Here is a 21954-nt window from a genome sequence, read left to right as displayed (position 1 = left end):
GAGTGTCAGCGGTCACCAGAGTGAGCAAGCAATACGTGGCACGTTGAGCATGTTGCCCAGATTTTGCAAAGTGTGACGTGGGATACTGCGCGACATGACGAAGTTGGACCGCACCGACGCCCGATTGCTGCTGGCGCTGTGTGACGCACCCCGCGCCACCGGGGTGCAGTTGGCGACCATGCTCAAACTGGCCCGCAACACCGTGCAGGCTCGGCTGGCGCGCTGGGACCAGGACAAGGTGCTCGCCCCGATCGACCGCTGTGTGTCGCCACGCGACCTCGGCTATCCGCTGAAGGCGTTCATCTCCGTGGTCGTCGACCAGCACCGCCTCGAAGACGTCATCGCCGAACTGGAGAAGGTCACCCAGGTCACCCAGGTGACCGGGCTGTCGGGGGCCGCCGATCTGCTGGTCGCGGTGGTGGCGACCGACGCCGACGACCTGTACCGCGTCGCCGGGCTGATCCTGGCCGTACCGGGCGTGCAGCGCACCACGATGTCGGTCGCGATGCACGAGGTGATCGCCTACCGCACGCGACCTCTGATCGAGAAGCTGGCGCGCGGCGAGTGAGACGTCACAGCCGCGCGAAGCAGCGGTTGGTCTCCTCGTTCGGGATCGACGCGTCGCGGCTGGAGAACGTGCCGACCACCCCGGTTCCGGTGACCTCGACGCTGTCGGCCTGGATGCCGAGCGGATAGTTGTCGTTCAGCTTCTTGGTCAGGTCGTTCAGTGCCGACTGCACGGTGTCCTTGGGGAACGGTCCGCTGACGTCGAGCACCTCGAGGTTCAGGTCACCGTCGGTGACGACCGGTCTGGCGGTGACGGCGGCACTGCCGGCGTCCAACACGATCGTCCCGGCCGCGGGATCGGTGCGCACCGCGGTGATCAGTGCGCCCACCCCGGGCAGGTTCGCCGCGACGGTCTCCTTGATGCCGTCGGCGGTCCAGGTCAGGGTCGCGTCGAGTTTCCCGATGGTGCCCTTGGCATCCCCGGAGTCGTGCAGCCGCACGTCCTGAAGGGTGACCTCGGCGGTCATCCCGTCGGCCGACTGGACGCGGTCGCCGGCGGTGAGCACCGAGATGTTCGTGTAGTGGCCGGTCAGGTGCTGCCACAGAAACGGCGGGTTGACGCCGTAGGAGATCGACGCGCCGTCTTCGACGACGCACTCGGCGACGTCGACGAGGATGTCGTCGGCGCGGTGCCTGGCGTACAGCTCCGCGCCGGCCAGCCCGCCCGCGAGTGCGGCAATGACGATCACGGCCAGCAGCACGGTGGTCTGGCGGGTGAAAAACCCTGGGCGGCGGGGCTTGTCACCGGCCGGCGGCGGGGTCCGCGAGGGCGGGGTCCGCGAGGGCGGGGTCTGCGAGGGCTGCGGCGGCGGCCCGGCCGGCGGACGGCCGACGGGCGCAGCCCGGCGCAGCTTCTCGGTCGGTGCGGCGTCGGGCTGCCGGGCGCGGATCCGCTCGGTGCGCGCATCCGGTCCGTCCGGCCGGGGTATCCGCCGGGTCGCGGGGTCCGGCGGCGGCGTCCCCGGACCGCGCCACCCCGGCGGGCCCGGGCGTTGCGGCGGGTTGGTCATCTGCGCGATTCTGCCCCATCGCCGCCCGTCCGCGGGGTAGGTCGGCGGGGACACCACACGCCACGCAGATCCCCGGCCACTACCTTGACCGCATGGATTCCGGACCGAACACGTTCGTCAGCACCGTGCCGCGGCCGCACCCGGTGCGCCTGGACGCGGCGACCTATCCGGTGCACCGCGCCGTCGACACCCGGTTCGGGGATATGGACGCCAACGGGCACCTGAACAACGTCGCGCTGGAGTCGTTGCACGAAACCACCAGGGCCACACTGAACCGTCAGGTCTTCCCGGACGTCTACGACCGCACCGCGCGGACGCTGCGCATCGTGACGTCCACGATCGTCGTGCACTACCTGCGGGAGGCGCCGTGGCCGTCGGTGATCGACACCGCGATCGGCATCGGACACCTCGGCCGCACCTCGTACGTCGCGTCCACGGCGCTGTTCCACGAGGGCAATTGCGTCAGCCTCTGCGACACCGTGCTGGTGGTGCTCGGCGACGACGGCCCGATGCCGATCCCCGACGATGCCCGCGCACGCCTGAACTCGCTGACACTGCGCGCCCCGGGATAGCGGAATACCTGCCAGCAGGTAGTGCGAATCGGTGGCAACTTCGATGACCTCGCTGTCCTGACGGAGCAGAGTCGGCTGCACAGCACCCGATCCGTCAGGAGATTCCCATGACGACGTCCGTCAGCCGCTCCAGCCACACCGCGTCCCTGCACCACGGGGAGATCGTCGAGGAGTCCGAGCTCGGCTCGATGCGCCGGGTCACCGCCGACAATCTGCCGATCCTCACGAGGCTCTCGATCAAGCGGGTGCTGCTCCACCCGGGCGCCATGCGGACCCCGCACTGGCATGCGAACGCCAACGAGCTGACCTACTGCGTGTCCGGAACCGCGCTGGTGTGCATCCTGGACGACCACAGCCGCTTCTCCACCTTCATCGTCACCGCGGGCCAGATGTTCTACGCCGCGTCCGGGTCGCTGCACCACATCGAGAGCATCGGTGAGGACGTCGCCGAGTTCATCATCGCGTTCCGTCACGAGCGGCCAGAGGATTTCGGTTTCGGCGCCACGATGGGCGCGTTCTCCGACGCGGTGCTGGGTAACACGTATGACCTGCCCGCCGCCGATCTCGCCCGGATCCGCCGCGACACCACCGACCGCAAACTCGCGGCGCGCACCGGCGCCCCCGACATCCCACACTCCGCGTACTTCGACGACCCACACAAGTTCGACATCGAGGCCCAGGCGCCGGGACTGAACTACGTCAGCGGAAACGCCCGGTTCGCCCGCGATCAGTTCTGGCCTGTCCTCAAAGACATCTCGATGTACTCACTGCGCGTCAGCGAGGACGGGATGCGTGAACCGCACTGGCACCCGGCCACCGCGGAGATGGGGTATGTGCGCCGAGGCGACGCACGGATGACGGTGATGAACCCCGACGGCACGCTCGACACCTGGACGATGACCGCCGGCGACATGTACTTCATCCCGCGCGCCTATCCCCACCACATCGAGAACATCGGCACCGACGAGTGGCATTTCCTGATCTTCTTCGACCAGCCGTTCCCGGCCGACATCGGTTACCGCGCATCTGCGAGCGCCTACTCGCGCGAGGTGCTGGCCGCCACGTTCGACACCCATATCGAGGATCTGCCGCGGTTCCCGTTCACCCCGGCCGACCCGTTGATCGTGACCCGCACCAATCCGGTCGACTGAGAGCTGGGATCGGTGGCGGCGCAGCACCGACCAAGATCGTTGCCGCGCGATGGTGGCCGGCGGAATCACGCTCGGCGGAATCGCATTCGGTCCGGCAAGCGCCCACGCCATCGCAGGTCATCCCGCTCCCAAGTCGATGACGTGCCTCGGTTGGGGAATTCGCTGGGCAAGTCGGGGCAAAACTCCTTCGGTGACCTGACCGGATCCACCGAGCCCCGCGCCGGACGCACCGTGACGTTCACAGGTTCGTGACACGGCCATTTTTGGGCTGCCCGACGCCGCCATCTGTGCCACCATCGAGGCGTGGGATTGACCGCTTCGCTGACCAGTGTCGGACGCCCCGCGGTGGCTGCGGCTTTCGCACTGTCGTGTATATCGATGGCAATCGCCCCGAATGCCGTTGCGCAACCACCGAACCCGCCCGCGGTACCGCCCGCGCCGGGTCCCGCCGGTGTCGGGCCCGCACCCGGGCCCTTGGCGGAGGTTCCGCTGGCGGCTCCCGTACCGGCCTGCCCCGACGTCGAGGTGGTGTTCGCCCGCGGCACGACGGAGGCGCCCGGGCTCGGGGTGATGGGCCAGCAGTTCGTCGACGACCTGCAGTCCAGGCTCGCCGGTAAGTCGGTACGTGTCTATGCGGTCGACTATCCGGCCAGCCCCGATTTCCCGACCGCCGTCGCGGGCATCACCGATGCGAGCACCCGCGTGCAGCAGACCGCGATGAACTGTCCGGACACCAAACTGGTGCTCGGCGGCTACTCCCAGGGCGCGGCCGTGATGGGTTTTGTGACAACGGAATTGATTCCCGACGGCGTGTCGGCGTCCGAGGTGCCCGCACCGATGCCCGCCGACATCGCCGACCATGTCGCGGCGGTGGCGCTGCTCGGCACCCCGTCGGCACGGTTCATGGACGTGATCCAGCAGCCTCCGGTGACGATCGGCGCGCTGTACCGGCCCAAGACGCTCGACCTGTGTGTGCCCAACGACTTCGTCTGCTCCCCCGGCAACGACCTCGGCGCCCACGCCCGCTACATCTCCGACGGGTTGGTTCTGCAGGCCGCCGACTTCGCCGCGGCCCAGGTGACCGCGGCTCCTGCCGACAAGGACACCGAGAGCTGACCTCGCCGGCTCAGACGAGCGGCGGCGGCGTCGCCGCGGGGCCGAGCAGCTCGTCGGCGGTGTTCGACGACGTCCGCCGCCACCGCCCGTAGAGCCGCAGATCGCGCAGCGATGCCCCACCCGGCACCCACCCCCGCCGGGCGGCGAACCGCGCCACAGTGCGCAGGTAGCGATACGTCTCGGAATACCAACGCCATTCGTACAGCCGGTCGGTGGACAACACCCGAGCCAGTGCCTCGGATTCCACACCCTGCAGATACGGCCGCACCCACGTCACCATCACCCAGGCCCGTTCGGCGGTGGCGGGCAGCGTCCACTCGAGCGCGGGGTCACCGGCGGTCATCGTGTGCCGTACCTCGGGTTGCGCCACAACGGATTCCGGTGAACCGAACAGCTGCACGGTCACGTTGTGGAAGATCCCGGGACCGCCGACCTCGAACCGGATGCGGTGGCCGCCGTCGGCGAGCGCATCGGCGGTGAACGCGACCAACCCGCCGACAGCGACGTAGCGGTGGAACACCCACTCGCTTCCCAGCGCGACAAAATGGCGCACCGCGAGCAGCACGGTGAACGTCGCGATCGTCACCGCGACGACGCTCCAGATCAAATCCACCCGCACAGACTGCCAGATACTTCTCTGACTTTCGGCGCCGCAACGCGTCCGGAGCAGGGGTTACGCGCCGCGCTCGACCGGCAGCCTGCCGCGGTCGACCGCGGCGACCAACGCGGCGTGGTCGGCTTCGGTCTGATCGGCATAGCGGCGGGCGAACACGCTGAACGCGTCGTCCACCTTCTCGGAGCGGCCCAGATACCCGGCGATCATCGACGCACCGCTGGTGCGGGCATGCCCTTTGGCGAGCAACTGGCCGACGACACCGGTGTAGTCGATCAACGCCTTCGGATCCATCGCGTCCAACGGGATCGTGCCCTTCATGTTGCGGAACTGCCGCACGTAGAACTGCAGCCCGTTGACCGTCGTCCAGCCCAGCAGCGGATCACTGACGGTCTGCAGCGCCTGCTGGTACTCGACCACCCGCTGGCCCTGGTGGACGTGCCAGGCGGATTCGCCGTGCACGTACCGGGCCAGCACCGAGCGGCGGGCCTGCTTGAGTTGCAGGAACACCACATCCTCGGGCGAGGACCCCTCCAGCAGAGCCACATACGCGCGCAAACCCACACTCCCGACCCCGACCACCTTGTGCGCGACGTCGAGCAGGGTGTAGCCGCCGAGCACCCGGCGCCAGTGCGAGGCGAGCGTCGGCAGGTAGGCGTCGAGCGCCTCCGACAGCGCCTCGGCCTCGTCACCGGGTAACCGGGTGATCAGCGGCGGCTCCTCGACGATCCGGCGGACCCCGTCGACCTCCTCGGTGAAGCGCGGCAGTGCGCGGTCACTGGTGCGGTTGCGGGCGCGCGCTGCCGACCGCCGCACCTCGTCGGCCAGCGGACCGGCCGCCTCCCCGGCGAGCCGGTCCACGTCGAGGCGGGTGAAAGACCGGGAGAACAGCGGCTCCTCGGCCAGCCGACGGATCTCGGCGCGATAGGCGGCGGTGCAGGAGCGCACCGCCTCCTCGCAGTCCTGCTCGGACGCGCCGTTGTGACGGCCCGCGACCCAGATGCTGGCGACCAGCCGACGAAGATCCCATTCCCAGCAGCCGGGGTGGGCCTCGTCGAAGTCGTTCAGGTCGATCACCAGGTCGCGTTCGGGGGACGCGTAGAAGCCGAAGTTGCCCAGATGCGAGTCCCCGCAGACGACCGGCATGATTCCGGTGGACGGCAGCCGGGCTACGTCGTCGGCCATCACCACCGCGGTGCCGCGCAGAAAACCGTACGGCGAGGCGACCATCCGGCCCACCCGCACCGGGATCAGCCAGTCCAGCCGGCCACGATGGTTGGCCTCGATCAGCCGGATCGGGTCCGGCCGGTCCGGCGGCGGGGTCCAGTCGGCCAGCGTGCGCCGCGGCACACGCTTACGCAGGCTCTTCCCCAGTGCGTAGCGCTCGGCGCGGGTGACCGGCCGCTGGCGTAGCGAGTGGTAGGCCGAGCTGTCCGTCTCGGCCAGGACGGTATGTCGGATCGGTTCGTGACCCGGTGCGGCACTCATCGGTTCCATGGTGCGTGATGTGCGCTGTGATGTGCGGGAGCTCGGCGAATTCACCGCGATACCGCGGGTGGACCGGCGGTCGGCTTAACTGAAGCCATGACGGATTCCGGTGCGGCCCGCGTCGCGGTATATCTCGACTTCGACAACATCGTGATCTCGCGGTACGACCAAGTCAACGGCCGTAACTCGTTTCAGCGCGACAAGGCCAAGGGGTTCGACGAGGTCCGCGACAAGCTGGACCGGGCCACCGTCGACGTCGGAGCCGTCATCGATTTCGCGTCGTCGTTCGGCACGTTGGTGCTCACCCGCGCGTACGCCGACTGGTCGGCAGAGATCAACGCCCGGTACCGCGGACAACTGGTCGGCCGCGCGGTGGACCTGGTGCAGTTGTTCCCGGCCGCGGCGTACGGCAAGAACGGCGCCGACATCCGGCTGGCCGTCGACGCGGTCGAGGACATGTTCCGCCTGCCGGATCTGACGCATGTGGTGATCGTCGCCGGTGACTCGGACTACATCGCTCTGGCGCAACGCTGCAAACGCCTCGGCCGCTATGTGGTCGGAATCGGGGTGGCCGGCTCGTCGAGCCGGATGCTGGCCGCGGCGTGCGACGAGTTCGTCACCTACGACGCGCTGCCCGGGGTGCCCGCGCTGGAGCCGGCGCCGGTCACCGACGAGAAGCCCGCGCCGAAGCGGCGGTCGACGCGCGCCAAGGCCGCCGCGGCGGACCCCGTCGAGGACCCGGAGCCGCCGGACCCGCAGGCCAGCGCGACCGGGTTGCTGACCCGCGCGCTGCGCATCGGGCTGGAGAAGGACGACGCGGACTGGCTGCACAATTCGGCGGTGAAGGCCCAGATGAAGCGCATGGACCCGTCGTTCAGCGAGAAGGCGTTGGGGTTCCGGTCGTTCAGCGATTTCCTGCGCTCACGCTCCGACATCGTCGAACTCGACGAGAGCTCCACGATCCGGATGGTGCGCCTGCGCGACGGGGTGTGAACGTTGCGGCGATGAGTTCCACGGCGCGGCGGGGTCTAGACGGTGACGACGAGGAGGCCCGATGAGCAGAACCAACCTATCGATGTCCGTCTCCGCCGACGGGTACGTCGCCGGACCGAAGCAGAGCGAGGAACATCCGCTGGGCATCGGCGGTGAGCGGCTGCACCAGTGGCATATCGGGACAGGTCGGGATCACCCGGTGAACCGTCAGGTCGCCGACGAGATGCTGGCCGGGATGGCGGCGACGATCATGGGGCGCAACATGTTCGGCCCGGTCCGCGGCGAGTGGGGCGACTCACCGTGGCAGGGCTGGTGGGGTGACGAACCGCCCTACCACTGCCCGGTGTTCGTGCTCACCCACCATCGGCACGAGCCGATCGAACTCAAGGGCGGGACGACGTTCCACTTCGTCACCGACGGGATCATGGCCGCCTACGAGCAGGCCACCGCGATCGCCGACGGGGGCCCGATCTCGATCGCCGGCGGCGCCTCGTGTGCCCGCCAAGCGCTGGCGGCCGGCATCGTCGACGAGATCGACCTGCAGCTGAGCCCCGAGATCCTGGGCGGGGGTGAGCGGCTGTTCGACGGCTTCTCACCGGGTGCGCTGAACCTGGAACTCGCCCGCGTGCTGGAGGCACCAGGCGTCGTGCACCTGCGCTACAACGTGATCCGCTGAGGGCAAGAGGTCGGATCGCCGGCGCCACCCATCCCGAGAAATTGGTGCGCTTGACCATGAAGTGGTTGCCGGAGAATGCTTTCCATGGCTTATCCCCCGCCGTGGCAGGGGCATCCAGGTGTGCACCCCCCTCGGTATGCCCCCAGGCCTGCGCCCGGCCCCCGCCGACCGGACCGGTCATGGATCGTCGCGCTCGTGATCGTCGCCGCCGTCGCGGCCTGTCTGATCGCAGTTTCCGGGATCTACCACGTAATGAAGTTGGCGTCGCCGACCCCGCAGCGTGACTTCACCGTCGTTTTCGAGATCGGTGGCACAGCGCAGTCTGCGCACCTGAACTTCGGCTGGCCAGACCACGAGATGGAGCCCTCCGACTTCGAGACCTGGCCCACCCACTCGTCGCCGTGGCGCCGAGAGGTGAGTTTCCGCGCTCCCGACGACCTCCCAGTGCGCGTGGACCTGGTGGCTTTCGCAGCCGGTGAGAAGGGCGGCGTGACCTGTCGTATCAGCGTCGACGGGCGCACTGTGGCCGAGGACCTCGGCGACGACGACATCGCCCGCTGCGAGGGCGATGCCCGGAAACTCCTCGCCCCGACCACTGGAGCGACTCCTGCTCCAGCATCCACGCCGGCTACGGGCCCGCCGCCGACTTCGGACATCATTGCCGGGTTGGAGTTGCCGGCGGGATCGACAGGCCTGCGCGACTCGGGAGAGGGTCGCGAGAGTTGGGAAGTGCCGCTCCCCTACGCCGAAGCGGTGGACAAACTGCGTGCTCAACTGCCCGTCAACCTGCCCTACCGTGGATTGCCGTGGTGTTGGGAGCATGTCGAGCGGGATCTGACGATGTGGACCTGGGGCGATGCCGACGAACAGATCTATGTGACGGTCAACGGGGCGGTGCGCAAAGGCAGCGCGGTCGCCATCGTCCACAAAGCACGGTCCCCCGGGTGCTGACGCGCGCTCGAAATCCCTTGACACAAGTCAGGCCCCCATGTCTGGGGGGCCTGACCTGCGGTTTCTTGGTGGAGCTGCCGGGAATCGAACCCGGGTCCTACGGCATTCCCTCAAGGCTTCTCCGTGCGCAGTTCGCTATGTCTCTACTCGGATCTCCTGATCACGCGAACAAGTCAGGATGACGATCCCAGTCGCTGTTTGATGTCCCCACAGGTCCCGCGACCGAACCCGTGGGTGGGTCCCTCTAGATGACGCCAGGGTCCGGGTCGAGGGCTCTCCCGGTCTGACGGATTAGCTTCGCTTAGGCAGCGAGAGCGTAATCGCGCTGATTGGAATCGGCGCTTAATTGGTTACAACGACGCTTACGGTGGTCAGTTGTCTGCACCGGCACGCTTCCCTTGATTCGATGCGCGAAGTCGAAACCGTTCAGCCCCTCGCACACCCACCGACTTTCGGTGGGAGGTTCATACTACCGGCGATATCAACATCGGCCACCCGTTATTTACTCCCGCCGATCAGCCCGGCTGCCCCACACCGCTGGTGTCGTTGCCGCGCTGATCGTTGGAGGTGTATCTGTCCCGGTCCAGCTCGTCGACCGGAACCGGCCTGCCGAACAGATGTCCCTGCGCGAACATGCAGCCTGCCGCATAGACGGTGTCGGCCTGCAACTGCGTCTCGATACCTTCGGCGACGACGTCCATGCCGAGGTCGGTGCACAACCCGACGACGGACCGGTACATCGCCAGATCCCGCTTCGGGTCCGCACCGACAGCCAGGCCGCGGTCGAGCTTCACGATGTCCACCGGAAGCGCGTGCAGGTAGGTCAACGTGTTGTAGCCCGCACCGAAGTCGTCCAGCGCGATGCGCACCCCGATTTCGTTGAACCGTTCGATCTGGGCGGCGGCGTACGACAGGTCGACGATCGGGACGGTCTCGGTGATCTCCAGCACCAGACGGCTCGGCGCCATGCCGCATTCGTCGAACGTGCGGTGCACCTGTTCCTCGAAGGTCGGATTGCCGAGCCGCGCGGCGCCGATGTTGACGTGGATGTCGACGTCGAGGCCGGCATCGCTGATCTCGCGGCATGCGAGCTCGAGCACCATCGCATCGAGGGTCGCACCGAGTCCGGCCGCCTCGGCGACCGCGACGAACGTCTCCGGGGACACCACGATCCCGTTCGGCGCGGTCCACCGCGCCAGCGCCTCCAGGGCCACCGGTGTCTGACCGGGCAGTCGGACCACCGGCTGGTAGGCCATGCTGAACCCGGCGGGCACACCGCCGTTGGCTTCCCGCAGCACGGTCGGGAACTCGGCGCGCACCCCCGAGGACGGCTGGTACACCACCGCGGTGTCCTTACCGATGCGCTTGCCCGCATACATCGAAACGTCGGCCTGCCGCAGCAGGTCGTCCGGGGTCTGCACGCTGCCCGGTCCACCGGATCGCACCAGCCCCATGCTGGCGCGCACCCGAACCGAGGAGCCGTGGATCGGGAAAGGGTCACGCAGCGCTACCCGCAGCCGGTCGGCGACCATCTCGGGGATGTCGCGCACGCCGTCGATCAGGATCGCGAACTCGTCGCCGCCGATGCGGGCCAGGGTGTCGTTGCTGCGCACTTGTCGGCCGAGCCGGTCCCCCACCGCGCACAGCAGTTCGTCGCCGGCCGCGTGCCCGAACCGGTCGTTGACCTCCTTGAAGTCGTCGAGGTCGACGAAGATCAGCACGAAGTCGCCGTGTTTGACCGCCTCTTCCAAACGCTGCGCGAACATCAGCCGGTTCGGCAGACCGGTCAGTGAGTCGTGCAGCACCTGGTACCCGAGCCGGCGCTGCGCGTCGTACAACCTGCTGGTCAACTGACGTTGGGCGCCCATCGCGACGATCTGGCGGGCCGCCACCAGGATCACCATCACCAGGGTGGTCGCGACCACCATCCGCCCCAGCAGATGCCCGGTGAGCACGTGGTAGGACAGCAGGTTCGTGATGCCGACGAATCCGGCGTAGGGCAGCGTCAGCTGGGCCCAGTCCATCGGCTGGAACCGCCCGGTGCGCCGCACGAAATCGTTTCGCTCACGGAACGACAACGCGATGAACAACGGTCCGAGCACCACCCCGACACCGGCCCAGATCCGGGCCCCGGGCTCGTCGATGGAGTCGAAATAGGCGACCACCCGGTCGGAGGCGATCATGACCACAAGCCCGCAGGCCAGCTGAAGGTAGTTGGCGCGGAACGGCCGGTCGGTGGAGTACATCATCCCGACCACCGCCGCCAGAACCACGACCACCAGCTCGGACACCGCGTAGGCGACCTCGACCGAGGAGACGTCCGAATGCGGCCAGGAGTACGTCGACGATGCGCCGTAGCTCCCCATCGCGACCAGGATCGCGAACGCGGCCGCCGCCACTCCGCCGTCGAGCACCGTCACGACCGCGGCGTGACGCAGCGACCCGTCGGCAGACACCGCCAGTCCCCGCCCGGCGATGGCGAGCACCACCACCGACGCCAGCCCGAAGCCCAAAAACATCCAGTACGGAATCACCCACGCCGACGCCGGCACGGCGGTGTTGTTCCACCATGCGACCTCACCGGCGAGCAGGCTGGCGACGGCCGCGACGGCCAGCAGCCGCCACAGCCGCGACAGGCCGTGGACGCGGCGCGCCACCCATAGGCCGTAACCGATCGCACCGAGGGTGATGCCGATCTGAAGGACCGCCTCCAGGCGCAGGGCCGCGGCCTCACCCCACAGCGCGAACCCGTTGACGGTCACCAGCAGCGTGGCTGCGACCACCAGAGCCGCGCGAATGCGATAGCCCGTGACGATCCCCCACCCCCTCATCCCCCCGGTTGGCGCGATACGCCTGTCCTGTGCCCCGTCGGGGCGGGGGCTAACCGGACGCGATCATCGCGACGGCGGCGAGCGCGAGCACCATCCCGACGGCCTGCGACCTGGACACCCTCTCCCGCAGCACCGCGATCGCAAGGACCACCGTCGCCGCCGGGTAGAGCGCTATCAGCACGCCCGCCAGGGACAATAATGACGACTGCAGGGCCAGCAGCGTGGCAATATTGGCAACGGTGTCCAGCAGACCGGCCAGGACGGCCAGCCGCATCGGCACACCCCGCTCGATCACCAGATTGGCGGTGAAGAACGCCGCGAGCAGCACGATGACCACCGCCGCGAAGCGCCCGAAGACCAGCGGCCACAGCTGTGCCTCCCGCGGGACCTGATGCAGGATCACGAAGTTCATCCCGAACGCGACGCCGGACCCGACCGTGAGCCAGGCGACCTTCGCGGTGAACCGGTGCGGCTTGACGTCCTCGTCGGAGGCCTCGCGACTGACCAGCACCACGGCCACCAACGCCAGCACGACCCCGATGCCGGCGATCACGCCGGGGCGTTCCCCGAGGATCAGGCCGGCAAGCACCGGGATGCCCGCGACGAGCACCGCGGTCAGCGGCGACACCACCGCGATCGGCCCCGAACCCAGTGCCGCGTAGAACCACCACACCCCGAACGCCTGGACCACGCCGGCCAGCAGTCCCCAGGCCAGCGCCGGCGTGCTGAACTGCCCGCCCAGCGGGACCGCCGCGGCGATCAGCAGGACCAGCGCGATCGGATAGGAGATGACGACGACCCGCAGCGCGGCGACCCGGCGCGACGCGACACCCCCGACGAAATCGCTGACGCCGTAGCCGAACGCGGCGACGAGCGCGCTGAGGATCCCCGTCAGGAGGGCATGCCTTTGACCCGCCGACCGAGCTCGCGGGTGACCTCGCGCTGGGCGTCACGGCGCGCGATGTCCTGGCGCTTGTCGTGCGCCTGCTTGCCGCGGGCCAGCGCCAACTCGACCTTGACCTTGCCGCCGGTGAAGTACAGCGACAGCGGGACCAGCGTGAGGTTGCCGTCGCGGATGCGGCCGACCAGGTTGTCGATCTGCTTGCGGTGCAGCAGAAGTTTGCGGTTGCGCCGCGGGGCGTGGTTGGTCCACGTGCCGTGGTGATATTCGGGGATGTGCAGGTTACGCAGCCAGATCTCGCCGTCGTCGACGGTGGCGAACGCGTCCGCCAGCGATGCGGTGCCGTCGCGCAGGCTCTTGACCTCGGTACCCATCAACGCGACCCCGGCCTCGTAGGTCTCCAGGATCGAGTAGTTGTGCCGAGCCTTCCTGTTGGTCGCCACAACCTGGTTGTTGGTGTCCTTCGTGGTCTTGGCTTTCTTGGCCACCGCTACCTTCGTACGTAGAGCCGCAGCGTGACGTAGGCCGTGAATCCGGACATCGCCAAGCCGAGGAACAGCATCCACGGCGCGCTGTAGTAGAGAACGTCAGCGTAGTCGACCTTGGCAATCAAATTCGCCTGATAAAACTGGTCGAGCGCGTTCTCCAGGAACAGGGCCCGCACGGTGATCAGTCCGACGATCGCGATCAGGACGCCGATCAGCGCGGCCAGCATCGCCTCCACCAGGAACGGCAGCTGGGTGTACCAGCGGGTCGCGCCGACCAGGCGCATGATGCCGATCTCGGTGCGCCGGGTGTACGCCGCGACTTGGACCATGTTGGCGATCAACAGGACCGCGCCGATCGCCTGGACCAGCGCGACCGCGAACGCGGCCTTGCTGATGCCGTCGAGCACCGCGAAGAGTCTGTCTATCAACTCTTTCTGGTTGAGCACGCTGAGGACGCCGGGTTGCCCGACCATCGCTTCGTCGAAGCTCTGGTGCTGTTCGGGGTCGGTGAGCTTGACCACGAACGACGCCGGGAACGCGTCCTTGCCCGCGACGTCCTTGTACTGCGGGAACTTCCGGATGGCGTCCTCGTAGGCCTCGTCCCGATTCAGGAAGCGCACCGAGCGGACGTCGTCGCGGTCCTCGATCGTCTGGCGCAGCGCCTTGCACGGATCGTCGTCGCACGCCGGGTCGTTGGCCGACACGTCCTCGGTGACGAAGACCTGGCTCTCGACGCGGTCGAGATAGATGGCGCGCGACTGATCGGCCAGGCGGACCACCAGCAGCCCACCGCCGAACAGGCCGATGGAGATGGCGGTGGTCAGGATCATCGCCACCGTCATGGTCACGTTGCGGCGAAGCCCGGTGAGAACCTCGTTGACGAGAAAGCCGAAGCGCACTTAGCGATCCATTCCGTAGACGCCGCGCTGTTCGTCGCGAATCAGGCGGCCGAGTTCGAGTTCGACGACCCGTTGGCGCATCGAGTCGACGATGTGGTGGTCGTGGGTGGCCATGACCACCGTGGTGCCCGTGCGGTTGATCCGCTCGAGCAGGTCCATGATGTCCTTGCTGGTGTCGGGGTCCAGGTTGCCGGTGGGCTCGTCGGCCAGCAGCACCAGCGGCCGGTTCACGAATGCCCGCGCGATCGCGACGCGCTGCTGCTCGCCGCCGGACAGCTCGGCGGGCAGCCGGTTGGCTTTACCGGACAGGCCGACCATCTCGAGCACGTCGGGCACGACGCGGTTGATCGTGTCGGCCCGCTTGCCGATGACCTCCAGCGCGAAGGCCACGTTCTCGAACACCGTCTTCTGCTGCAGCAGCCGGAAGTCCTGGAACACGCATCCGATGACCTGCCGCAGACCGGGGATGTGCCGGCCGGACAGCTTGTTCACATGAAACTTGGAGACGCGGATGTCCCCGGACGACGGGTGCTCCTCGGCGAGTAGCAGCCGCATGAACGTGGATTTGCCGGAACCCGACGGCCCGATGAGAAAGACGAACTCACCCTTGTCGATTTTGACCGAGACGTTGTCGAGCGCCGGGCGGGCGGACGACTTGTACTGCTTTGACACACGGTCGAGGGTGATCATCACGGCACGCCAGTGTAGCGGTGCAACGTGTTATCGCCCCGGCACTAGGGCGCCGGTGGCGTCGGCGTCGTCGGCGGCGGAACCTCGCCCGGCGGCGCGACGGTCGTCGGCGTCGGTGCCGCCGGCGCCTGGGTGAAGGTCTGCGGCGGCTGCGGCCCGAACCCGTCGGGGTCGATGACGGTCGTGGACGGGCCGAACGGGATCAGCGGTCCCGGGGTGTCCTCGGTCGTCGTGTCCGACGGTGACGTCGTCGTCGGAGTCGTGGTCGGCGGGGGTGTCGTCGTGGTGGTCGTGGTCGTCGTGGTGGGCGGGGTGGTCGTCGTGTACTCCGGCACACGGGTCTGGACGTTGGTGCGCGGCACCCAGGTGTAGTTGGGGTCGGGCACGAATCCCGGGGGCACCACCTGCTGTGCGGGGTCGACGGCCGGCGCCTGCGGCTCGGGCTGATAGTTCTGGTTCACCCAGAAAAGTGCGACGAACACCACGATCAGTCCCGCCGTGGAGGTCCGCATCCGTCCGCCGAAGAGATAGTTCGGCCACCCGCGGTCCTCGGCGACCCTCTTGAACGAGAACCTCACGCGTCGGTCTCCGCCCGCTCGCCCTTGGGTTCGTGCTCGGCGGCCCTGGCGGGATGCGGAATCGCGGCCACCACCGGCGGCGCGAGCTCCCCCGGGGCGACGATGCCGGCGACGCGCAGCGCGCGGACCACCAGCACCCGCATCCGGCGGCCCACCTCGAACTGCTTGCCCGGCAGCGTGCGGGCCACCATCCGCAGGTTCACGGTGTCGAGCTCGATGCTCTCCACGCCCATCAGCTGTGGCGGGTCGAGCAGCAGGTCCTTCAGCTGCGGGTCGTCGATGGCGTTGCTCGCGACTTCGTGCAGCACGTCGTTGACCGCGTTGAGGTCCGCCGAGGTCGGCACCGGGATGTCGATGACGGCGCGGGCCCAGTCCTTGGATAGGTTGACCGTCTTGACGATCTGGCCGTTGGGGATGGTGAACATCTCGCCCTCCGACGAGCGCAGCTTGGTCACCCGCAACGTGACGTCCTCGACGGTGCCCTCGGCGGGCAGCGCGATCCCGGAGACGGTGAGCGCGACGAGGTCACCGAACCCGTACTGCTTCTCGGTGATGATGAAGAACCCCGACAGCAGGTCCTGGACGAGGCGTTGCGCACCGAAACCGAGCGCGGCGCCGATGACGGCGGCCGGGGCGACCAGGGAACCGATGGGTATCGCGAGGATGTCGGTGATCTGCACCGCGACCATCACGAACAGCAGCGCGACCGCCAGCCACGAGATCACCGAGGCGACGGCCTGCCGATGCTTGGCGCTCTCGGAGCGCACCAGCTGGTCGCTCTCCTGGTATTCGGCGTCGATGCGGCGCGTGACGCGCTGGGCCGCCCAGTTGATGAACCGGGCCGCGAGCAGGCCGCCGATCAGCAGCAGCGCGATCCGGACACCGCGGTCGAGGATCCAGACCCCGATGTCACCGCGCCAGAAGCCGTGCCAGCGCGAAGCCAGGTCGAATGCGAGCACGGTGGTGTTCAAGGTTATTCGTCGTCAGCTTTCTGGTTGCGCCACCTGATCCCTGCCTCCAGGAACCCGTCGATGTCGCCGTCCAGCACGGCGGCTGGGTTTCCGACCTCGTACTCGGTGCGCAGATCCTTGACCATCTGATAGGGGTGCAGGACGTAGGACCGCATCTGGTTACCCCAGGAACTGCCGCCGTCACTCTTGAGCGCGTCCATTTCGGCACGCTCCTCCAACCGCTTGCGTTCCAGCAGCTTTGCCTGCAGCACGCGCATCGCGGAGACCTTGTTCTGCAGCTGGCTCTTCTCGTTCTGGCAGGTGACGACGATCCCGGTCGGGATGTGGGTCAGCCGCACCGCCGAGTCGGTGGTGTTCACCGACTGCCCGCCCGGGCCGCTGGACCGGTAGACGTCGACGCGAACGTCACCTTCGGGGATGTCGATGTGGTCGGTGGTCTCGGTGACCGGAAGCACCTCGACCTCGGCGAACGAGGTTTGGCGCCGGCCCTGGTTGTCGAACGGGCTGATCCGCACCAGCCGGTGGGTGCCCTGCTCGACCGACAGGGTGCCGTAGGCGAACGGGGCGTGCACCGCGAAGGTGGCGCTCTTGATGCCGGCTTCTTCGGCGTAGGAGGTGTCGTAGACCTCCACCGGGTAGTCGTGCTGTTCGGCCCAGCGGATGTACATCCGCATCAGCATCTCGGCCCAGTCCGCGGCGTCCACGCCCCCGGCGCCGGAGCGGATGTTGACCAGCGCCTCGCGCTCGTCGTACTCGCCCGACAGCAGGGTGCGGACCTCCATGGCCTCGATGTCCTCGCGCAGCTTGGCCAGTTCGGCGTCGGCCTCGGCGACTTCTTCGGGCCCGCCCTCTTCGGCGGCGAGTTCGTAGAGCACCGGCAGGTCGTTGAGCCGGCCGCGCAGACCCTCGATACGGCGCAGCTCGTTCTGGGCGTGCGACAGGTCGCTGGTCACTTTCTGGGCGCGCGCCTGGTCGTCCCACAGGTTGGGGTCGGAGGCGTCGCTTTCGAGCTGTTTGATGCGACCGCGGAGGCCGTCGACGTCAACGACGCGCTCCACAGTGGTGAGCGTCGTGTCGAGGGCGGCGATGTCAGCTTGGCGGTCGGGATCCACGGGAGAACAGGTTACTCACTCCGGCGACGCTGCTGGCTGTCGATGCCCGGACCTGGACATTTCGCACCCGCCGTCCCAGAATCCCGTCGAGGTCGATCTTGGCGTTCTACAGTCGGGTTTGGACCCTCGCCCGGCCGCGTCGCGACAGCCCCTCTGCGCGCGCCCGGGCAGCGACAGAAAGCGTGTGCATGCCCGAATTGCGGCCGTACTACGTGGCCATCGTCGGCTCGGGACCCTCCGGGTTCTTCGCCGCCGCCTCATTGTTGAAACACGGTGCCTCCGGCGAGAACCGCGACGTGCGCGTCGACATGCTGGAGATGCTGCCCACCCCATGGGGGCTGGTGCGCTCCGGCGTCGCCCCCGATCACCCGAAGATCAAATCCATCAGCGCCCAGTTCGACAAGATCGCGCTCGACCCGCGATTCCGGTTCTTCGGCAACCTCGTCGTCGGAGACCATGTGCACCCGGACGAACTGGCCGAGCGCTACGACGCGGTGGTCTACGCGATCGGCGCGCAGTCCGATCGCGCGCTCGGCATCCCGGGCGAGGATCTGCCGGGCAGCGTGGCCGCCGTCGACTTCGTCGGGTGGTACAACGCGCATCCGCACTTCGAGGAGATGTCGCCGGATGTCTCCGGCGGCCGCGCGGTGGTGGTCGGCAACGGCAACGTCGCCATCGATGTGGCGCGCATCCTGGTCAGCGATCCGGACATCCTCGGCGAGACCGATATCGCCGACCATGCGCTGGAGTCGCTGCGGTCCCGCGGCGTGGAGGAAGTGCTGCTCATCGGCAGGCGCGGGCCGCTGCAGGCCCCGTTCACCACCCTTGAACTGCGTGAACTCGGCGACTTGGAGGCCCTCGGCGACGTCGACGTGATCGTCGACCCGGCGGACTTCGCCGACATCACCGAGGAGGATCTCGAGGCGGCGGGCAAGACGGTCCGCAACAACATCAAGGTGTTGCGGGGGTACGCCGAGACCACCCCCAAGGGCGCGCGCCGGCGGATCGTGTTCCGGTTCTGCACCTCGCCGATCGAGATCAAGGGCGACGGCAAGGTCGAATCGATCGTGCTGGGCCGCAACGAGTTGGTCCAGGACGCCGACGGCCGGGTCAGCGCCAAGGACACCGGCGAGCGCGAGGAGGTGCCCGCGCAGCTGGTGGTGCGCGCCGTCGGCTACCGCGGCCTGCCGACGCCCGGGCTGCCGTTCGACGAGCGCTCCGGGACGATCCCGCACACCGACGGCCGGGTCGAAGGCAGCCGCAACGAGTACGTCGTGGGCTGGATCAAACGCGGACCCACCGGCGTGATCGGCAGCAACAAGAAAGACTCGGCGGACACGGTCGAGACGCTGCTGGCGGATCTCAGCGCCGGCGAGGTCGCCGAGTTCGGTGACAACCATCTGGAGCAGGTGGAGCGCTGGCTACTGGAACGCCAGCCCAAGCTGGTGACGACCGAGCACTGGAAGCTGATCGACGCGCACGAACGCACCAGCGGTCAGGGATCGGGCCGGCCGCGGGTGAAGTTGACGAGCGTGGCGGACCTGCTCCGGATCGGGCACGGCTGACGACGAAGCGGGCGAGGAACGAGCCCGTGAGGAGTCGGCCCATTCAACACGGCTGACGACGAGCGGGCGAGGAACGAGCCCGTGAGGAGTCAGCTGTACGGCGGGGGCGGCGGCGGATCGGCCGGCGGCATCGGCTCGGGACGTGCGCCGAAGGCCCACTTCTCCGGGTTGCGCGGGTTGTACATCACGTCGATGAGCTGACCCATCGTCGGCCAGGCGTTCACGTCGACGGCGAGCCGCGCGTAGACGGTGTACTCGTTGACGGTCGGTCCGTTGATCACGCCGGTGATGGTGACGAACTGCTCGCCGCTGACCCCGTCGGGACGCGGGCTGACCCCGGTGACCAGCAGGGTGCCGGGTGCCCAGTCGGCGCCGGCTCCCCGTCCTCGTCGCAGCAGCGGCCGCGCCAGGAGCACCAGCGCGCCGACGAGCAGCAGGATCATCGCGAGTTCGAACACACGGCCATGGTAGGCATGCGCTTATGAGCACCATCGCCGACGACGTCGCCCTCGCGCTCCGACTGGCCGATCAGGCCGACGTGTTGACCATGAACCGCTTCGGCGCTGTCGACCTTCGGGTGGAGACGAAACCGGATCTGACCCCGGCCACCGACGCCGATCTGGACACCGAGAAGCTGCTGCGTGCGCAGCTGTCCGAACACCGTCCCAAGGACTCGGTCTTCGGCGAGGAGTTCGGCGGCACCAAGGAGTTCACCGGCAGGCAATGGGTCCTCGATCCGATCGACGGCACCAAGAACTTCGTCCGCGGCGTGCCGGTGTGGTCGACGTTGATCGCGCTGCTCGACGACGGTGTCCCGGTGGTCGGCGTGGTCAGCGCACCGGCGCTCGGCCGGCGCTGGTGGGCCGGAGACGGGCAGGGCGCGTTCACATCGTTCGGGACCAGCACGCGGCAGATCTCGGTGTCCGGTGTCAGCGATCTGGACTCGGCAAGCCTGTCGTACTCGGATCTGACGACCGGCTGGGACGACAAGCGGCCTCGGTTCGTGGAGTTGCTCGACGCGGTGTGGCGGGTCCGGGGCTACGGCGACTTCTGGTCCTACTGTCTGGTCGCCGAAGGCGCGGTGGACGTGGCCGTGGAGCCGGAGGTGAAGCTCTGGGACCTCGCGCCGCTCGACATCCTGGTTCGCGAGGCCGGCGGCCGGTTCACGGACCTGTCGAACAACGTGGGCCCGCACGGCGGAAGCGCGGTGGCCACCAACGGACTGCTGCACGACGCCGTGCTGGCCGCGCTGGCCGACTGACTGCCGCCCCCGACCTGTGAGTTCGGTAACAGAACCGGCTACCTTACTCATCAGTCAGTTCGGTTACCTTACTCTGGAGTCAGTTGCGCGATCGCGCATCACCGACTCACACGAGGGCCGTTGACAATGACGAACACCAGTCCGTCCAAACGGACCGACCGCGAGAGCGCCGTCGGCCTCCACAAACATCGTCGTACCGCCGTCGACATCGGGATCGCGCTGCTCACCCCGCTCGTCGGGCAGGAGTTTCTGGACAAGCACAACCTGCGCGATCCGCTCAACCGCGGGATCAAGTACGGCGTCAAGCACGCGTTCTCCGCGGCCGGGGCCGCGACTCGTCAGTTCAAGCGGGTCCAGGGCCTCGGCAAGGCCCCGGTCCGGCTCAAGTCGAGCGGCGCGGACTACTTCGACCTGACCCCCGACGACGACCAGAAGATGATCGTCGAGACGGTCAGCGAGTTCGCCGAGGAGGTGCTGCGGCCCGCCGCCCACGACGCCGACGCCGCGGCGACCTATCCGGCGGATCTCATCACGAAGGCCGCCGAACTCGGCATCACCGCGATCAACGTTCCCGAGGATTTCGACGGCATCGCCGAGCATCGCGCCACCGTGACCAACGCACTCGTCGCCGAGGCGCTGGCGTACGGCGATATGGGGCTCGCGCTGCCGATCCTCGCGCCCGCCGGCGTCGCGTCTGCGCTGACCCACTGGGGCAGCGCCGACCAGCAGGCGACCTATCTCGGCGAGTTCGCCGGCGAACACGTCCCGCAGGCCAGCGTCGCGATCGCCGAACCGCATCCGCTGTTCGATCCGACGATGCTCAAGACGACCGCGGTCCGCACCCCCAGCGGGTACCGCCTCGACGGCGTGAAGTCGCTGGTGCCCGCGGCCGCCGATGCCGAGATGTTCATCGTCGGCGCGCAACTCAACGGCAGGCCCACGCTGTTCGTCGTCGAAGCGTCGACCTCGGGCGTGACGATCACCGCGGATCCCAGCATGGGCATCCGCGCGGCCGCGCTGGGCAAGGTCGAATTCCACAACGTCACCGTCCCGCTGAGCGCACGGCTCGGCGAGGACGTCTCCGACGCCGAGCACGCCCAGAACTATTCGGAGGCCATCGCGCTGTCCCGGCTCGGCTGGGCCGCGCTGGCGGTGGGCACCTCGCACGCGATGCTCGACTACGTCATCCCGTACATCAAGGAGCGCACCGCGTTCGGCGAACCCATCGCGCACCGGCAGTCGGTGGCGTTCATGGCGGCCAACATGGCCATCGAACTCGACGGCCTGCGCTTGATCACCTGGCGCGGCGCCGCCCGCGCCGAGCAGGGGCTGTCGTTCGCGCGCGAGGCCGCGCTGGCCAAGAAGCTGGGCACCGACAAGGGCATGCAGATCGGTCTCGACGGCGTGCAGCTGCTCGGCGGCCACGGCTACACCAAGGAACACCCGGTCGAGCGCTGGTACCGCGATCTGCGGGCCATCGGCGTCGCCGAGGGTGTCGTCGTTCTCTAGGAAGGTCTTTCG

22 protein-coding genes and 1 other RNA gene are annotated in these 21954 nt (G+C 68.2%); 10 read left to right on the top strand and 13 right to left on the bottom strand.

Annotated elements, in window-relative coordinates; translation table 11 throughout:
* The first annotated feature begins 94 nt into the window (after nt 1–94).
* On the top strand, nt 95–568 hold the full coding sequence (locus tag BST38_RS00585; protein WP_083141290.1) for an Lrp/AsnC family transcriptional regulator: 474 nt from the start codon (nt 95–97) through the stop codon (nt 566–568).
* A 4-nt stretch (nt 569–572) separates the two neighbouring features.
* On the opposite strand, the gene BST38_RS00580 is transcribed toward BST38_RS00585, so the two are convergent.
* The gene (locus tag BST38_RS00580) at nt 573–1577 is read right to left on the bottom strand and encodes an LmeA family phospholipid-binding protein (RefSeq protein WP_083141289.1); all 1005 of its coding nucleotides are present in this window, start codon (nt 1575–1577) and stop codon (nt 573–575) included.
* Between the two features lie 92 nt (nt 1578–1669).
* Here BST38_RS00580 and BST38_RS00575 point away from each other — a divergent pair, with 92 nt between their 5' ends.
* The 3 genes from BST38_RS00575 to BST38_RS00565 all read left to right on the top strand — a co-directional run bounded on the left by BST38_RS00575 (nt 1670) and on the right by BST38_RS00565 (nt 4416).
* Nucleotides 1670–2149, top strand: a complete 480-nt coding sequence (locus BST38_RS00575; protein ID WP_083141288.1) for an acyl-CoA thioesterase — start codon at nt 1670–1672, stop codon at nt 2147–2149.
* Nucleotides 2150–2256: 107 nt separating this feature from the next.
* The gene (locus tag BST38_RS00570) at nt 2257–3300 is read left to right on the top strand and encodes a cupin domain-containing protein (protein ID WP_083141287.1); all 1044 of its coding nucleotides are present in this window, start codon (nt 2257–2259) and stop codon (nt 3298–3300) included.
* A gap of 378 nt (nt 3301–3678) precedes the next feature.
* Entirely contained in the window at nt 3679–4416 is a 738-nt protein-coding gene (locus BST38_RS00565) for a cutinase family protein (protein WP_083141286.1), read from the top strand.
* Nucleotides 4417–4426: 10 nt separating this feature from the next.
* Here the strand turns inward: BST38_RS00565 and BST38_RS00560 are convergent, their stop codons facing one another.
* Nucleotides 4427–5029: a hypothetical protein gene (locus tag BST38_RS00560; protein WP_083141285.1), complete on the bottom strand. Its 603-nt coding sequence runs from the start codon at nt 5027–5029 to the stop codon at nt 4427–4429.
* Nucleotides 5030–5089: 60 nt separating this feature from the next.
* A complete protein-coding gene (locus BST38_RS00555; protein WP_435404606.1) occupies nt 5090–6517 on the bottom strand; it encodes a DUF2252 domain-containing protein in 1428 nt (475 codons plus the stop codon).
* Between the two features lie 96 nt (nt 6518–6613).
* On the opposite strand from BST38_RS00555, the gene BST38_RS00550 reads away from it, so the two are divergent.
* From BST38_RS00550 to BST38_RS00540, 3 genes are all read left to right on the top strand, one after another.
* A complete protein-coding gene (locus BST38_RS00550) occupies nt 6614–7510 on the top strand; it encodes an NYN domain-containing protein (protein ID WP_083141283.1) in 897 nt (298 codons plus the stop codon).
* A 61-nt stretch (nt 7511–7571) separates the two neighbouring features.
* Complete coding sequence (locus BST38_RS00545) at nt 7572–8186, top strand: dihydrofolate reductase family protein (protein WP_083141282.1); 615 nt, start codon at nt 7572–7574, stop codon at nt 8184–8186.
* Between the two features lie 195 nt (nt 8187–8381).
* Nucleotides 8382–9137, top strand: coding sequence for a hypothetical protein (locus BST38_RS00540; RefSeq protein WP_083141281.1), 756 nt, complete (start codon nt 8382–8384; stop codon nt 9135–9137).
* A gap of 66 nt (nt 9138–9203) precedes the next feature.
* On the opposite strand, the gene ssrA is transcribed toward BST38_RS00540, so the two are convergent.
* The 9 genes from ssrA to prfB all read right to left on the bottom strand — a co-directional run bounded on the left by ssrA (nt 9204) and on the right by prfB (nt 17607).
* Nucleotides 9204–9571: a transfer-messenger RNA gene (gene ssrA, locus BST38_RS00535) on the bottom strand.
* An 81-nt stretch (nt 9572–9652) separates the two neighbouring features.
* Nucleotides 9653–11968, bottom strand: coding sequence for a putative bifunctional diguanylate cyclase/phosphodiesterase (locus BST38_RS00530; protein ID WP_083141280.1), 2316 nt, complete (start codon nt 11966–11968; stop codon nt 9653–9655).
* A gap of 49 nt (nt 11969–12017) precedes the next feature.
* Nucleotides 12018–12863: a DMT family transporter gene (locus BST38_RS00525; RefSeq protein ID WP_181792115.1), complete on the bottom strand. Its 846-nt coding sequence runs from the start codon at nt 12861–12863 to the stop codon at nt 12018–12020.
* Nucleotides 12860–13357: an SsrA-binding protein SmpB gene (gene smpB, locus BST38_RS00520; protein WP_083141278.1), complete on the bottom strand. Its 498-nt coding sequence runs from the start codon at nt 13355–13357 to the stop codon at nt 12860–12862. The genes BST38_RS00525 and smpB overlap by 4 nt, the downstream gene beginning before the upstream one ends.
* A gap of 2 nt (nt 13358–13359) precedes the next feature.
* Nucleotides 13360–14256 carry a permease-like cell division protein FtsX gene (gene ftsX / locus BST38_RS00515; protein ID WP_083141277.1) on the bottom strand — a complete coding sequence of 299 codons (897 nt, stop codon included), beginning with the start codon at nt 14254–14256 and terminating at the stop codon, nt 13360–13362.
* The gene (ftsE, locus tag BST38_RS00510) at nt 14257–14946 is read right to left on the bottom strand and encodes a cell division ATP-binding protein FtsE (protein WP_083141276.1); all 690 of its coding nucleotides are present in this window, start codon (nt 14944–14946) and stop codon (nt 14257–14259) included.
* Nucleotides 14947–14990: 44 nt separating this feature from the next.
* The gene (locus tag BST38_RS29290) at nt 14991–15524 is read right to left on the bottom strand and encodes an Rv3103c family proline-rich protein (RefSeq protein WP_083141275.1); all 534 of its coding nucleotides are present in this window, start codon (nt 15522–15524) and stop codon (nt 14991–14993) included.
* Nucleotides 15521–16495 (bottom strand): mechanosensitive ion channel family protein, encoded by a 975-nt coding sequence (locus BST38_RS00500; protein WP_420872527.1) that lies wholly within the window; start codon nt 16493–16495, stop codon nt 15521–15523. The genes BST38_RS29290 and BST38_RS00500 overlap by 4 nt, the downstream gene beginning before the upstream one ends.
* A 2-nt stretch (nt 16496–16497) precedes the next feature.
* Nucleotides 16498–17607 (bottom strand): peptide chain release factor 2, encoded by a 1110-nt coding sequence (prfB, locus tag BST38_RS00495; protein WP_083141273.1) that lies wholly within the window; start codon nt 17605–17607, stop codon nt 16498–16500.
* Between the two features lie 188 nt (nt 17608–17795).
* Between prfB and BST38_RS00490 the strand changes: the two genes are divergently transcribed.
* The gene (locus BST38_RS00490; protein WP_083141272.1) at nt 17796–19172 is read left to right on the top strand and encodes an FAD-dependent oxidoreductase; all 1377 of its coding nucleotides are present in this window, start codon (nt 17796–17798) and stop codon (nt 19170–19172) included.
* Nucleotides 19173–19261: 89 nt separating this feature from the next.
* Here the strand turns inward: BST38_RS00490 and BST38_RS00485 are convergent, their stop codons facing one another.
* Nucleotides 19262–19630 carry a hypothetical protein gene (locus BST38_RS00485; protein WP_083141271.1) on the bottom strand — a complete coding sequence of 123 codons (369 nt, stop codon included), beginning with the start codon at nt 19628–19630 and terminating at the stop codon, nt 19262–19264.
* Between the two features lie 23 nt (nt 19631–19653).
* Here BST38_RS00485 and BST38_RS00480 point away from each other — a divergent pair, with 23 nt between their 5' ends.
* Both BST38_RS00480 and BST38_RS00475 read left to right on the top strand, forming a co-directional pair.
* Complete coding sequence (locus tag BST38_RS00480) at nt 19654–20433, top strand: inositol monophosphatase family protein (RefSeq protein ID WP_083141270.1); 780 nt, start codon at nt 19654–19656, stop codon at nt 20431–20433.
* 126 nt (nt 20434–20559) lie between these two features.
* Entirely contained in the window at nt 20560–21942 is a 1383-nt protein-coding gene (locus BST38_RS00475; RefSeq protein WP_083141269.1) for an acyl-CoA dehydrogenase family protein, read from the top strand.
* Nucleotides 21943–21954 lie beyond the last annotated feature (12 nt).

It is taken from the genome of Mycolicibacterium parafortuitum (genome assembly GCF_002086815.1).
In the GTDB taxonomy this organism is placed as follows: domain Bacteria; phylum Actinomycetota; class Actinomycetes; order Mycobacteriales; family Mycobacteriaceae; genus Mycobacterium; species Mycobacterium parafortuitum.
This window is presented reverse-complemented; position numbering and strand designations above follow the sequence as displayed.

Coding starts and splice junctions, on each gene's coding strand:
- BST38_RS00475 (WP_083141269.1), top strand. CDS start 20,560: ATGACGAACACCAGTCCGTCCAAACGGACCGACCGCGAGAGCGCCGTC.
- BST38_RS00480 (WP_083141270.1), top strand. CDS start 19,654: ATGAGCACCATCGCCGACGACGTCGCCCTCGCGCTCCGACTGGCCGAT.
- ftsE (WP_083141276.1), bottom strand. CDS start 14,946: ATGATCACCCTCGACCGTGTGTCAAAGCAGTACAAGTCGTCCGCCCGC.
- BST38_RS00575 (WP_083141288.1), top strand. CDS start 1,670: ATGGATTCCGGACCGAACACGTTCGTCAGCACCGTGCCGCGGCCGCAC.
- BST38_RS00550 (WP_083141283.1), top strand. CDS start 6,614: ATGACGGATTCCGGTGCGGCCCGCGTCGCGGTATATCTCGACTTCGAC.
- BST38_RS00530 (WP_083141280.1), bottom strand. CDS start 11,968: ATGAGGGGGTGGGGGATCGTCACGGGCTATCGCATTCGCGCGGCTCTG.
- BST38_RS00580 (WP_083141289.1), bottom strand. CDS start 1,577: ATGACCAACCCGCCGCAACGCCCGGGCCCGCCGGGGTGGCGCGGTCCG.
- BST38_RS00555 (WP_435404606.1), bottom strand. CDS start 6,517: ATGAGTGCCGCACCGGGTCACGAACCGATCCGACATACCGTCCTGGCC.
- BST38_RS00490 (WP_083141272.1), top strand. CDS start 17,796: ATGCCCGAATTGCGGCCGTACTACGTGGCCATCGTCGGCTCGGGACCC.
- BST38_RS00585 (WP_083141290.1), top strand. CDS start 95: ATGACGAAGTTGGACCGCACCGACGCCCGATTGCTGCTGGCGCTGTGT.
- BST38_RS00570 (WP_083141287.1), top strand. CDS start 2,257: ATGACGACGTCCGTCAGCCGCTCCAGCCACACCGCGTCCCTGCACCAC.
- BST38_RS00545 (WP_083141282.1), top strand. CDS start 7,572: ATGAGCAGAACCAACCTATCGATGTCCGTCTCCGCCGACGGGTACGTC.
- BST38_RS00565 (WP_083141286.1), top strand. CDS start 3,679: ATGGCAATCGCCCCGAATGCCGTTGCGCAACCACCGAACCCGCCCGCG.